General features: G+C 64.0%; 9 protein-coding genes. 6 read left to right on the top strand and 3 right to left on the bottom strand.

Annotated features, from left to right (window positions below; all coding sequences use genetic code 11):
• Positions 1-19: 19 nt before the first annotated feature.
• Positions 20-3688: a DUF7929 domain-containing protein gene (locus tag NKI97_RS13610; RefSeq protein ID WP_352834635.1), complete on the bottom strand. Its 3669-nt coding sequence runs from the start codon at positions 3686-3688 to the stop codon at positions 20-22.
• Between the two features lie 10 nt (positions 3689-3698).
• A complete protein-coding gene (locus tag NKI97_RS13605; protein ID WP_352449615.1) occupies positions 3699-5660 on the bottom strand; it encodes a hypothetical protein in 1962 nt (653 codons plus the stop codon).
• A gap of 570 nt (positions 5661-6230) precedes the next feature.
• Between NKI97_RS13605 and dnaK the strand changes: the two genes are divergently transcribed.
• The 6 genes from dnaK to NKI97_RS13575 all read left to right on the top strand — a co-directional run bounded on the left by dnaK (position 6231) and on the right by NKI97_RS13575 (position 12039).
• Entirely contained in the window at positions 6231-8147 is a 1917-nt protein-coding gene (gene dnaK / locus NKI97_RS13600) for a molecular chaperone DnaK (protein ID WP_023679851.1), read from the top strand.
• 213 nt (positions 8148-8360) lie between these two features.
• Entirely contained in the window at positions 8361-9491 is a 1131-nt protein-coding gene (dnaJ, locus tag NKI97_RS13595; RefSeq protein WP_023679852.1) for a molecular chaperone DnaJ, read from the top strand.
• 117 nt (positions 9492-9608) lie between these two features.
• The gene (pmtA, locus tag NKI97_RS13590; protein ID WP_023679853.1) at positions 9609-10214 is read left to right on the top strand and encodes a phospholipid N-methyltransferase PmtA; all 606 of its coding nucleotides are present in this window, start codon (positions 9609-9611) and stop codon (positions 10212-10214) included.
• Between the two features lie 60 nt (positions 10215-10274).
• On the top strand, positions 10275-10871 hold the full coding sequence (locus NKI97_RS13585) for an NADPH-dependent FMN reductase (protein WP_352449616.1): 597 nt from the start codon (positions 10275-10277) through the stop codon (positions 10869-10871).
• Positions 10868-11581 (top strand): orotidine-5'-phosphate decarboxylase, encoded by a 714-nt coding sequence (gene pyrF / locus NKI97_RS13580; protein ID WP_023679855.1) that lies wholly within the window; start codon positions 10868-10870, stop codon positions 11579-11581. The genes NKI97_RS13585 and pyrF overlap by 4 nt, the downstream gene beginning before the upstream one ends.
• Positions 11582-11751: 170 nt before the next feature.
• Positions 11752-12039: a DUF1330 domain-containing protein gene (locus tag NKI97_RS13575; protein WP_352539832.1), complete on the top strand. Its 288-nt coding sequence runs from the start codon at positions 11752-11754 to the stop codon at positions 12037-12039.
• On the opposite strand, the gene NKI97_RS13570 is transcribed toward NKI97_RS13575, so the two are convergent.
• A complete protein-coding gene (locus tag NKI97_RS13570) occupies positions 12036-13094 on the bottom strand; it encodes a D-alanine--D-alanine ligase family protein (RefSeq protein ID WP_352834633.1) in 1059 nt (352 codons plus the stop codon). The genes NKI97_RS13575 and NKI97_RS13570 overlap by 4 nt on opposite strands.
• Positions 13095-13143 lie beyond the last annotated feature (49 nt).

The following is a 13143-nucleotide window of genomic DNA, read 5'->3' as shown; positions in this document are numbered from 1 at the left end:
TTGAAGTTCGCGCGCGATCCTATTGCTCGAGCTGCGGCTTGCGCCTTGGCAGCTGCTGAAGAACATCTGGATTCAGCAGCAGGCTCGGTTTGCGGATCGGCTGGCACTGGCCATTAATCGGCCGCGCGCCCGGTGCGCACTCCAGCCGCGGTTTGCGGCAGGCGCCGTCGCGCAGCTCTGTCCCACGCGGGCAGACGCAAACGCCACGCTTGTTGTGGATCTGACCGGGTATCGGGCACTCCACCACAACAGGCTTCTTGCGCCTGCAGGCATTGCCTTGCACTTCCGTACCCCGCGGGCAGACGCAATCGCCGTTGGCGTCGTGGATCTGCCCGCGGATGGTGCACTGCTCCGGCTTCGGCTGGATTGGCCGGCAGGCATTGCCCCTGACTTCCGTACCCCGCGGGCAGACGCAATCGCCACCGGCGTCGTGGATCTGACCGCGGATGGTGCACTGCTCCGGCTTCGGCTGGATTGGCCGGCAGGCACTACCCCTGACTTCCGTGCCCCGCGGGCAGACGCAATCGCCGGCAGCGTCGTGGATCTGGCCACGGATGGTGCACTGCTCGGGCTTCGGCTCTTTCCCCACGCAAGCGCCGTTCTCCAGTTCGGTTCCGTGCGGGCAGACGCAGCGTCCGTCTTCGGTACGGATCTGGCCTTTGAGCAGAACGCAAGGTTTTGGCTTCGGCACGATGACCGTGCCGCCGCCGGACGAGCATTGGCCGTTGCGGAAGGTCGTGCCGGGCGGGCAGACGCAGTTGCCGGCGTCGTTCATGACGAAGCCTGCCGAGCATTCCTTCTTCACCTCATTCCTGATGGTGAAGGGATGACAGGCATAGGCCTTGCCGTGATCGCCCTGCACGTTGGCCGCGCCGCGGGACAACACGTCGCCGCCGCCTTGCACCGGCGTGTCGGGAGAGAGCACGCCGACGCAGTTCTGACCATTGACAGTGCCCTGCAGATTTGCCAGGCGACCGTCGTCGGGAAGCACCACGGTCACGTTGTGAACGTGGCTTTCCCCGGCGCCGAGCGTCAGTTGAGCGATGCAGGACACAGGCAAGATTGCCGGCTCCGGCGAGCAGCCGAAGGGCGGATCGATCGAGGTGATCGCAACGCCCTCCAGCCGGCCGAGGCCTTCGACGCCGATCGCATCGCCGATGCGAACCGGGCCGGAGAAGGCGCTCGCGCCATCGTTCGTGATGGTGATCTCGAACGAGCAGGGCTGGCCGGGCTTGCACTCGGCATCACCGGTCTTCTCGACGCGGATGGTCGAGGCGCCGCCGCCCTTGGCGCAGGCCTGGCCGATCGGATAGACGATGTCGTCTCCCGGAGCCGGGCCGTAGGAGCCGCGTGCGCAGTTCTCGAATTCGCCGTTCGCGGCAACCGTCACGTCGAAATGGCGGCTGGTTCCAGGCGTCATGACGGCGCCGGGAATCTGGCAGGACAGTGTGTTGGCCGGAACCGGTCCGCAAGTCCATTCCGCGCCGTCTGGGGTGACGGTCTGGATCTGGACCGGCGCTCCGCTGGCTATCAGCGTCGCGGCATCGTTGACCCGTACCGGACCGGTCGGGGCAGTGGTGCCGAGGCTGATGACGGTAATGCGGCAGGAAACGACCGCAGCACCGGCCAGCGAACCATTGCACACCTTGGTGATGCGCAGGGCCGGCTGGCCGCCATTCGGATGATGGATGCGTTCCTTGGCGCACGCCCTGTTGTTGGTGATGTCGTTCTCACCGGGAATAGCCTTCACCTCGGCGCAGTTCTCGACACGGTCGGGCCGGTAGTTGGCCAGCATCACCGCCCTGACGAAGATCGGCGTCGAGGCGCCAGGCAACAGCACGATGCCGGCATTGTCGCAGCGGAACTTGCCGGGACCGTTCGGTCCGCATGTCCATGGCGGCGTCGGGCCGAAGGTCGAGGATGCCGGCGCGCCGCCCGGATAGGTATCGACGACCGTCAGCGGCCCATTATAGGGGACGCTGCCATTGTTGATTATGTCGACCACGAAGGTGCAGACGCCATCGGCCGAACAGAATTCGGTGCGGGCGCGCTTCTTCAGGATCAGGTCGACCTTCTTCTCCACCGGCGGCCGGCAGTCGCGGTCACGATCGCCACGCCGGCAGACCGGGATCGAAGCACAGCCGCGATCGTCTTGCTGGCTGCCGAAAAGCGGCTTGCCGCTGGCATAATTGTAAGTGGCGCAGTTGCGCAAGACGCTGCCTCGCCAGCCTGCGGCCGGCTTGAAGCCGAGCTTGAGGTCGACAGAGGCACCCGGATTGAGCGTGGTCACCGGATGAGTGCAAATCATCGGGGTGGTTCCAGGCGCGCAGACCCAAGGCGGGTTCGGCCCTGAATCGAGGGTGGAGCCGGCCGGCAGGGTGACTTCGTCGAGCACGATCTTGCCGTGGTAGGGTGCATCGCCGACATTGGTGACCCTGATGGTGAAGTCGCAGCCGCCGCCGATCGTGCAACGTTGCACGTCGGCGCGCTTTTCGACTTTCAGATCCGGTTCCTTGTCCTTCGGCGGGCAGCGCTGATCACGCGGGATGACGATATCGATGGTCTGCGTGCAGCACAGGCCCCAGCCCTCCCTCGGGCCGGCATAGGTTTCGATACCGGTGACGATGATGTGGATGACGTCGCCGGGTGAAGCGCCGACGATCTTCCAATTGAGCACACCGCCGCCGGCCGGCACCAATTGCGTGTCGGGAATGATGGTGATGCCGGGTGTCGTCGTCGAAAGCTGCACCCATTTGCCAGCCATCTCTGGGCCGACCGGCATGTGGTAGATGAAGGCGCCGCCGCCGGGCACGCAATCGACCGTGCCGCGCTCCACCTTGAAGCATTCCTTGCCGGGAGGTGGAGGCGGCGGGTTGCACCTGCTGACGTCGATCTTGATCGACGTCTTTGCACCCGTGAGATAATTGCCGTCGTCCGGCTTGCCCGGGTCCTGCGACGGGATTTCGATGCCGGCGCCGCGTTCGCGGCTCACCTTGACCACGCCCTGGTTGTGAACGATCGTCGGCGACGGAAACGCCGCATGGTCGATCTTGGCGGTGATCTGGAACGTGATGACGCGCTCGTTCGCAGCGCCGATGCCGTCGAGATCGCTGGCGGAAATCCGGAAATCGGACACCGTCGCGGTATCGTCCGGGCCAGCCGAACTGCTGATCACAGCACCGGGCAGCGGTCCGCCGGACGCATCGGTGCCGTCGCCGGTCACATGCACGCCGACGATGCGCAGGCCGTGCGGGAGCTGGTCCCTGAAATCGAGCCTGACCTTTTTCAGCACGGCGGCGAGGCCGGGGCTGGCAAGACCCTGCGGATTGCCGCGCAAGCCAAAGCTCAGCGAGTATACGACATAGTCGCAGCCTCTCTGGGTGCCTTTCTTGGTGAACAAGGGCACGATCCGGCCCGGCTCCGGATTGACGGTGCGAGGATTGTCGAAATCGAGCCTGGTATCGGGAATGACAGTGACCGCATCGGCAGGCTTGGTCTTGGCCGGAGCAAGGTCTTCAGCGAAGCCTTGCAGCGGACTCAGCATGGCGACCGCGATACCGGCCGCCATCAGCCAGCGCACGCCGCGCCTGGCGAGTGACAGGGGTTTCATGATGGTCTCCATGACGAATGATTGTTTGCCGGTTGATTGGCTGCTTGTCGCAGGCGGGAAAAATGCGAGATTGCTCATCTTCCCCTCCTCACGGTTCGCAGCTGACGGCTGGGGTTCTGAGCGGCAAGGTCATCTTGCAGCAAGGGTAGTAGCCACCCTTGTCGGTATCGGACTGCCTGTAGAAGCAGAGCCCGACATCGACCGTATCGCCAGGGTAATGGCCGGTGATGCCGATCGTGTATGGCGCGCCGGGCGCATGCGACAGAGGTGAAGTCACCCCAACGCCAGGGGTCCTGGACAGAGCCCTGATCGAATCGCCGCCAAAGCCGGCATGGTCATGGAGATAGAGATCGGCCTCGAGGCCGGAGGGCGTGCAGAAATACCTGACATCCTCGACATCGAGGCAAGGAGGCAGATTGCCGGGGGGCGGAAAGTCCGGCGGATAGAACGGTGGCAGATAGCCGCCAGGCACCTGCTCGTAATAGCCGGCACGGCCTTCGCAGGGGCGCCAGACCTCGACGTCGCCGACATGGCCTTCGACTTCCGGGTCTTCGAAATAATTGTCGAAGTCGACGAACCACGAGCCGAAAGGCGGCATGTTGGCCGGCTTGGCCAGTGCCGTCGGCGTGATTTGCACGCCGTGCACGGCGAGCGGCCCGCCGGCTGCGAGTTGTTCGGCAAGCTCCGGGTTGTCGCGTAACTTGTCGCCGGTATCGACCAGCGTGTCGGTGCAGACGCCGGTATCGAGATTGCCTTCGGCATCGTAGCCATATTGCAGGTCGAGGCCGCCGGCTGACTGTCGGTTGTCTTGCGGGAAGCCGACCGCATATTCCTGCGGCACTTCCACCCAGGCCGATTCCGTCGCCGGATCGTCCGGATTTTCGCGCCAATAGCGGATGACCTCACCCTTGCCGGAATCGGCGAACTGGCTGTAGTCGTAGCGGTTCTCCACCGGGCCGCGCTGGGCCAGGTACATGAAGCCCTCGTTGTCGAAGGCGATGTCGGTGACCGCGTAATCCTTGTCGGCCTTGACCGTCAGTTCCCAGCGCGGGTCGCCGGCGAAACTGCCGTCGCCGGCAACGCCCACCGACCAGATCTCCGCCTTATCACCGACCGAATAGTAGAGCCGGCTGCCACGATAGGCGACCGACCAGACGCGGCGCTCGTCCTGCGTGTAGCCCCAGCTGTCGGGGTCCTCGCTGTCGAAGGCAGCACCCTGGATGTCAATCACCGAGCCGTCGTCGGCAAGGGCGGCAAGCCCGTGCGCCGGGCGGCCGGCTATACCGTGGTCGAACGCGTCGAGCAGCGCGCCATTGGCGTCGATGCGGTGGATGAGGCCGGTGTCGAGATCGCTGGCGAAGAACTGGCGGTGGATATTGTCGAAAGTGACGTCGCCGATGCCGGGACCGCTATTGGCGTCGATATCGGCGAATTTCGAGACGGCGCCGGTGATGCCGTCGATTTTCCAGATCGTTCCGGGGCCGCCGCCGTTTTCGGTGCCGAACTGGCCGTCCATGAAGACCGCGTCAGCCGTGCCGCGGCGCTGCCGCTCCGGCCGGCCGTCGGCGTCGCCGTCTGGCGTGACTATGCGGATGCCGTGCAGCGACGTGGCGCCGGCATAGAGGTTTGGAATGGCCGATGGAACGCCGTCGCGCACGCCGTCGTCGTAGGTGATGCCGAACACCTGGCCGATTTGCCCGGCCGTGACCTCGAACGGTGGCGGGGTGAAGACCAATTGGCCAGACGCCGGCCCGCCCAGCCTTGAGACGTCGAAGATGCGCAAGGTCGCGCGCGCCGTGTCGATGAAGGTTTCGTCGACGGGATCGACGCCCGGCGGCAGGCCTTCCTCGAAATTGGGAATGATGGTGCCGGAGAATCCGGTCATTGCCATCGAGCCGGGATAGATGATCCGGGTTTCCTGAGCCTGGGCCGAGCCACCGAGCCAGAGCCCAGTGGCGAGCGCCAAGATCGACAATCCGGTGGCAGCCTGGATGGCGCGGCGCAAACGGCCGGCACGAGAGCGCACGAACGCGCCGTGGTCGCAAGACATGGATCTCCCCCCACAGGTCATGGGAGAAACATCCGGTCCCGGCGCGCAAATCAGGGCAAGGCGCGGCGTTCCGGCACGTTCATCCCTGATCGAATTGTCTGCTTTCCTCAACGTCACGATACGCCTGCGTCCGCGCAGGGTCAACGGAACCAGCGAAAAGCCCAGCGCATCGACCCGGTCCCGAAGGCGATAGTCGCGCTGAGCTCCTGCTGTTCCCGGAGACCATGGAGCCTCTGGATCTGTGGTCATGGGGCTTTCCTTTCCGGGGCCGCACCACGCGGCACCTGAGCGTCAGTCGCGAGGTGAGGCGGAAAGGTTCATGGGCCGGGCCGGGCCGGGCTGGATCACGGCCGGAAAATACGGGCGTGCCGGTCCCGAATCCGATCAACCGCGATGAATGGTGAACGCCTTGCGCAGAATGCTTGCGCGCCACGCAGCCTGTTCTTATATACGCGCCAAGCCGTCCAGCGCCGAATGCCGGTTGCCGGAGCGGAATTTCTTGTGAACAGGGGCTTTCGTCGGAACGCCTGTACGGGTCCTGAGAGCCTGCTTAGCGGAGAGATTAGAGAAATGGCAAAAGTAATCGGTATCGATCTGGGAACAACCAACTCCTGTGTGGCCATCATGGACGGCAAGGAATCCAAGGTCATCGAGAATGCGGAAGGCGCGCGCACGACTCCTTCCATCGTCGCCATCAACAGCGACGGCGAGCGCCTTGTCGGCCAGCCGGCCAAGCGCCAGGCGGTCACCAATCCTGAGAACACCATTTTCGCGGTCAAGCGCCTGATCGGCCGCCGCTACGACGATCCGGTGACGGAGAAGGACAAGAAGCTTGTCCCCTACAAGATCGTCAAGGGCGACAATGGCGACGCCTGGGTCGAGGCCGGCGGCAAGAAGCAGTCGCCTAGCCAGATCTCGGCGATGATCCTGCAGAAGATGAAGGAAACGGCGGAGGCCTATCTCGGCGAGAAGGTCGAGAAGGCGGTCATCACCGTTCCGGCCTATTTCAATGACGCCCAGCGCCAGGCGACCAAGGATGCCGGCAAGATCGCCGGCCTCGAAGTGCTGCGCATCATCAACGAGCCAACGGCGGCAGCGCTTGCCTATGGACTGGACAAGAAGGAAGGCAAGACGATTGCCGTCTATGACCTTGGCGGCGGCACGTTCGATATTTCGGTGCTCGAAATCGGCGACGGCGTGTTCGAGGTGAAGTCGACCAATGGCGACACCTTCCTCGGCGGCGAGGATTTCGACATGCGTCTGGTCGAATATCTGGCGGCCGAGTTCAAGAAGGAACAGGGCATCGACCTGCGGAACGACAAGCTCGCCCTTCAGCGCCTCAAGGAAGCGGCTGAAAAGGCCAAGATCGAGCTGTCGTCCACCACGCAGACCGAGATCAACCTGCCCTTCATCACCGCCGATGCCACCGGCCCCAAGCACCTGACGCTGAAGCTGACGCGGGCGAAGTTCGAGAGCCTGGTCGAGGATCTCGTCCAGCGCACGATCGATCCTTGCAAGGCGGCGCTCAAGGATGCCGGCCTGAAGGCCGGCGAAATCGACGAAGTCGTCCTGGTCGGCGGCATGACCCGTATGCCCAAGATCCAGGAGATCGTGAAGCAGTTCTTCGGCAAGGAGCCGCACAAGGGCGTCAACCCGGATGAGGTCGTCGCGTTGGGCGCCGCTATCCAGGCCGGCGTGCTGCAGGGCGACGTCAAGGACGTGCTGCTGCTCGACGTGACGCCGTTGTCGCTCGGCATCGAGACGCTGGGCGGCGTGTTCACGCGGCTGATCGAACGCAACACGACGATTCCGACAAAGAAGAGCCAGGTGTTCTCCACGGCCGAGGATTCGCAGTCGGCGGTGACCATCCGCGTCTTCCAGGGCGAGCGTGAAATGGCCGCCGACAACAAGGCGCTCGGCCAGTTCGATCTGGTCGGCATCCCACCTGCGCCGCGCGGCGTGCCGCAGATCGAGGTCACCTTCGACATCGACGCCAACGGCATCGTCAACGTCTCGGCCAAGGACAAGGGCACCGGCAAGGAGCACCAGATCCGCATCCAGGCGTCCGGCGGCCTTTCGGACGCCGACATCGAGAAGATGGTCAAGGACGCCGAGGCCAATGCCGAAGCCGACAAGAAGCGGCGCGCGCTGGTCGAGGCCCGCAACCAGGCCGAGGCGCTGGTGCATTCCTCGGAGAAATCTCTGAAGGAATACGGCGAGAAGGTTTCCGAGGCCGACCGCACGGCGATCGCCGATGCGATCGCGGCGCTGAAGACCGCTGCCGAAGGCGACGATGTGACCGAGATCGAGGCCAAGACGCAGACGCTCGCCGAAGTCTCGATGAAGCTCGGCCAGGCCATGTACGAGGCTTCGCAGAAGGAAGCCGCCGAGGCCGACGCCAAGGCTGATGCCGCCAAGGACAGTGACGTCGTCGATGCCGACTTCGAGGAAATCGACGAAGACGACGAGAAGAAGAAGTCGGCCTGAACCGCCTGACGGTACAGGTAAGGGAAAAAGCCCGGCGCACAGCCGGGCTTTTTTGCAACCCTTTGCCGGAAAAACGCTGAGCTGCCCGAAAAAATGCGGACAAAGCCTCGTAGACACTGGCATCGCGGCTCCATCACACCTAAATCGGAACAGCGTGCCGGCAAACGACGCAACGATGCTTCAAGACGTTGACTATCCGGACTGCGGGAAAACATGAAAGCTGATTTTTACGAAACGCTAGGCGTGCAAAAGGGCGCCGACGAGAAGGAGCTCAAGAGCGCTTTTCGCAAGCTCGCCATGCAGTTCCATCCCGACCGCAACCCAGGCGACCATGCCTGCGAGCACAAGTTCAAGGAAATCAACGAAGCCTACGAGACACTGAAGGACCCGCAGAAGCGCGCCGCCTATGATCGCTTCGGCCACGCCGCCTTCGAGCACGGCGGTATGAATGGCGGGGCGCAAGGCTTTGGCGCCGGCGGCTTCGCCGACATTTTCGAAGACATTTTCGGCGACATGATGGGCGGGCGCCAGCGCCGCTCGTCCGGCGGACGCGAGCGCGGCGCCGACCTGCGCTACAATATGGAAATTACGCTGGAAGAGGCATTTTCCGGCAAGACCGCGCAGATTCGGGTGCCAGCCTCGATTTCCTGCTCGGAATGCTCGGGCAGCGGCGCCAAGCCTGGCACCCAGCCCGTCACCTGCTCGATGTGCAACGGCCACGGCAAGGTGCGCGCCACGCAAGGCTTCTTCTCGATCGAGCGCACCTGCCCGCAATGCCAGGGGCGCGGCCAGACCATCAAGGATCCGTGCCCGAAATGCGCCGGCCAAGGCCGTGTCACCGAGGAGCGCTCGCTGTCGGTAAACATCCCTGCCGGCATCGAGGATGGCACCCGCATCCGGCTGGCCAATGAGGGCGAGGCTGGCCTGCGCGGCGGCCCGTCGGGCGATCTCTACATCTTCCTCGCGGTCAAGCCGCACGAATTCTTCCAGCGCGACGGGGCCGATCTTTATTGCAAGGTGCCGATCTCGATGACGACAGCAGCGCTTGGCGGCTCGTTCGAGGTGACGACACTGGACGGTACCCAGACGAAGGTGAAGGTGCCGGAAGGCACCCAGAACGGTCGCCAGTTCCGCCTCAAGGGCAAGGGCATGCCTGTGCTGCGCCAGCCTAATATCGGCGACCTCTACATCCAGACCGTGGTTGAGACGCCGCAGAACCTTTCGCGCCGTCAGCGCGAATTGCTGGAGGAATTCGAGCAGCTTTCCTCAAAGGACAATTCGCCTCAGTCGAGCGGATTTTTCGCCCGCATGAAAGACTTTTTCGAAACGTTCGGCGAGCACTGAAGCTGATCCCTGGAAAACGCTTCCCGAGCGTCATCAACACCTTATCCGGGGATTCGCCTTGTCTTGCACCTCGTAACTGTTAAGTAGCATGCGAGGGAGCGTTGAGGAGGACTTTCAATGACGCGTAGTCCCGGACTGCGAAAGACGCTGGCGGAAAAGTTTGACGACGAGCTGAAGTTCTTCAAGGGCTGGATCGACAAGCCGAAGGCGGTCGGTTCGATCGTCCCGACCAGTTCCATCACCGCAGGCAAGATGGCCTCGATCGTCGATCCGACATCCGGCCTGCCGGTGCTCGAGGTCGGGCCCGGTACAGGCGTCATCACACGCGCCATCCTCGCCCAGGGCATTAAGCCTGAGAATCTCTACGCGGTCGAATATTCCACTGATTTCGTGCGCCATCTGCGCCAGCTTTATCCAGGCGTCAACGTCATCGAGGGCGACGCCTTCAATCTCGACGCGACGCTTGGCGACAAGCGCGACCTGATCTTCGATTCCGTGATATCGGGCGTGCCGCTGCTCAATTTCCCTGTCGCCCAGCGCATCGCCTATGTCGAGAGCCTGCTCGACCGTATCCCGGCGGGCCGGCCGATCGTGCAGCTGACTTACGGGCCGCTGTCGCCGATCCCGCCGGGCCGCGGCGACTATACGGTCGAGCATTTCCATTTCGTCATCCGCAACATTCCGCCGACGCAGCTTTGGATCTACCGACGCGGGGCCGCATGAATTGAAGCGTTGGGTTTGAATAGCACTTGTCTTATACCCATCGGGTGGCAAGGCAGACCCATGGCTGTGATCCCGAAAATTCTCGTCGTCGCCGGTTCGGTGCGCAGCGGCGCCTATAGCGGCAGGACCGCCGACGTGGCACAGAAGGAACTTGCCATGCAGGGCGCCGAGGTGACCCGCATCTCGCTCGCCGACTATCCGCTGCCGATCCTCGACCAGGATTTGGAAAAGGAAGAAGGCATTCCCGACAATGCTTTCAAGCTCGGCCGGATGATCGCCGCCCATGACGGGCTGCTGATCGCGACGCCCGAATATAACGGCTCCATTCCACCGTTGCTCAAGAACAGCATCGACTGGGTGAGCCAGCTGCGCAAGGATGGCGGCCGGACGTTCAGGCCGCTTGCCGGCAAGGTCGCCGGCCTCTGCTCGTCTTCCAACGGACCCTTCGGCGGGATACGCTGCATCAACCATCTGCGCGCCGTTCTGGTACGCTGCCGGATGGAGGTGGTGACACCGGAATGCTCGGTGCCGGAGGGCGGCAACGCCTTCGACGACGAGGGCAAGTTCCGGGACGAGAGACTACGCCAATCGATGGAGCACCTATGCCGAACGCTGATCGAAACCTCGCGCATGCTGTCGACGCGGATCGAGGCATGATCCCGGACGCCGCGCATGCCGACACGATGCAGGAAAGATTGATCGTCGGCCTCGACCTGCCGACGCTGAAGGAAGCCGAGAAAGCGGTGCGCGAGCTCGATGGGATCGTCTCCTTCTACAAGATCGGTTACCAGCTCGCCTTTGCCGGCGGGCTCGACTTCGCCCGCGAGCTGGCCAGCGGCGGCACCAGGATCTTTCTCGACATGAAGCTCCTCGACATCGATAACACCGTTGCCAAGGGGGTCGACAACATCGCCAGGATGGGCATGAGCATGCTGACCATCCATGCCTATCCGAAGACGATGAAGGCGGCGGTCGAGGCTGCCAGGGGCAGCGACCTTTGCCTGCTCGGGGTCACCGTGCTGACCTCGATGGACGAGCAGGACGTGATCGACGCCGGCTATGAGTATGATCCGCATACACTGGTGCTGAGGCGCTCCGAGCAGGCGCTGCATGCCGGCATGGGCGGCATCGTCTGCTCGGCCGAGGAAGCCGAGGCGGTGCGCCGCATCGTCGGCCCCGACCTGGCGGTCGTGACGCCGGGAATCCGGCCGAAGGGCAGCGACCATGGCGACCAGAAGCGGGTGGTGACGCCGGCGCAGGCGATCCGCAACGGCTCCAGCCACCTCGTCGTCGGCCGGCCGATCGTCGGTGCGGCCGACAGGCGGGCGGCAGCGGAAGCGATCCTCGATGAAATGCGCTCGGCCTGAGGACCAATTCCGAAACTGGCTCCGGCGGCCGTCTGACGGCGTTTTCTCCGCTTCCGGTGCTCATGTACTTTAAGTGCGCTCCGCTCCGGTTCTCGAAAACACCCCCAGCCATCTCACCGGAGCGACTTTCAAAATCGGTCCGCGCACGGCCAAAAACCAGGAGAAATACCATGCCCAAGGGATACTGGATCGCTCGCGTCGACGTGCGCGATGCGGAAGGCTACAAGGACTATGTCGCAGCTGCCAAACCGGCCTTCGACCGCTTCGGCGCCAAGTTCCTGGCGCGCGGCGGCGCGCATGAGAAGGCCGAGGGGCCGGGCCGCGACCGCAACGTGATCATCGAGTTTCCGTCGCTTGCGGCGGCGCATGACTGCTACCACTCGCCCGAATACCAGCGCGCCGTCGCGATCCGCCAGAAGGTGGCCGACGGTGAAATCGTGCTGGTCGAGGGGATTTAGGCGAGAAGCCGGTTCGCCGCTGCCTCCGCCATCGCGTCGGCGAGGCTCAAGCCCCATTGCTGGCGACAGTAATCGCGGAAATCGAAGCAGGGCAGGCCGGGGCAGACCTCGAACTCGATGAGGTGGACGCTGTCGTCGGCTTCGACCCGGAAATCGATGGAAAACACATCCCGCAGGCCAAGCCCGACCATCAGGCGTTCGGCGATGCGACGGATTCTTGCGTCGGCTTCAGGCTGGCTGCCGGCGACCGGCAGCAGCACCGGCTCGGTATATTTTCCCGCAGCTTTCGCCGCTGCGCCGGCATCGCCGTAAAGCGCCAGGCTGTCCTGCATGGTCTGGAAATCGCCGCCCGAATCGACAAAGGCGATGCCCAGCGCCTCGACGCCGGTATCCGGCCTCAATCCGAGAAAACTGGCGCGCGCGTTGCGGCCGGCGACATAGGGCTGGACGATGACATCGTCGCGATAGGCGGCGAAGACGCGCCGGCTAAGCGCCAGCGCGTGGCCGAGATCGTGGCAGTGCGAATCCGGCCAGATGCCGATCTTGGCGCCGAGCCGGTTCGGCTTGACGAACCAGCCGGCGGGCGAGGCCGGTGGCGCGACCAGCCAGGCGCCGTCACGGGCAAGGCCCGCCTGCGGCACCGGCAGGCCAAGCGCGCCGAGCACGGCGCCGGACCGGAACTTGTCCTGACAGAGCGCGAACAGCGCATCGTCGGCGCCGATCGTCTTGAGGCCATTCAGCCGTGCCAGAGCCGGTGCGGCGCCGCCGCGGAAATAGGCGACGCCGTCGGTCAGCGTCCAGACCAGCGTGGTCTTCGGGTCCTCGCCGGCGAGAACGCTTGCGGCGTCGTCGAGCGCCACCGGCGCAAACGACAGGCCGCGCTTCTGGCAAGCGGCGGCAAGTGCGTCGAATTCAGCAGCGATGTCGGTCGATTGCGCCAGATAGGAGGCGATTTCGGCGGCACGCTCCGGCACGTGGTTATCGGCGACCAGCCGATCGAAGCAGGCCTTTTCCGGCTCGTAGACAAGGATCAGCTTCGGCTCGCGGCTTGACATGATCGAAACGATTTCCCGGCAGCACGATTGCCTAAAGCAATTCCAGGAA

The organism is Mesorhizobium sp. M0296, assembly GCF_040321675.1.
Classification (GTDB): domain Bacteria; phylum Pseudomonadota; class Alphaproteobacteria; order Rhizobiales; family Rhizobiaceae; genus Mesorhizobium.
This window is presented reverse-complemented; position numbering and strand designations above follow the sequence as displayed.

Excerpts from the sequence above, each read along its gene's own strand:
- dnaK (WP_023679851.1), top strand. The coding sequence starts at position 6,231 with ATGGCAAAAGTAATCGGTATCGATCTGGGAACAACCAACTCCTGTGTG.
- pmtA (WP_023679853.1), top strand. The coding sequence starts at position 9,609 with ATGACGCGTAGTCCCGGACTGCGAAAGACGCTGGCGGAAAAGTTTGAC.
- dnaJ (WP_023679852.1), top strand. The coding sequence starts at position 8,361 with ATGAAAGCTGATTTTTACGAAACGCTAGGCGTGCAAAAGGGCGCCGAC.
- NKI97_RS13610 (WP_352834635.1), bottom strand. The coding sequence starts at position 3,688 with ATGAGCAATCTCGCATTTTTCCCGCCTGCGACAAGCAGCCAATCAACC.
- NKI97_RS13575 (WP_352539832.1), top strand. The coding sequence starts at position 11,752 with ATGCCCAAGGGATACTGGATCGCTCGCGTCGACGTGCGCGATGCGGAA.
- NKI97_RS13570 (WP_352834633.1), bottom strand. The coding sequence starts at position 13,094 with ATGTCAAGCCGCGAGCCGAAGCTGATCCTTGTCTACGAGCCGGAAAAG.
- NKI97_RS13605 (WP_352449615.1), bottom strand. The coding sequence starts at position 5,660 with ATGTCTTGCGACCACGGCGCGTTCGTGCGCTCTCGTGCCGGCCGTTTG.
- NKI97_RS13585 (WP_352449616.1), top strand. The coding sequence starts at position 10,275 with ATGGCTGTGATCCCGAAAATTCTCGTCGTCGCCGGTTCGGTGCGCAGC.
- pyrF (WP_023679855.1), top strand. The coding sequence starts at position 10,868 with ATGATCCCGGACGCCGCGCATGCCGACACGATGCAGGAAAGATTGATC.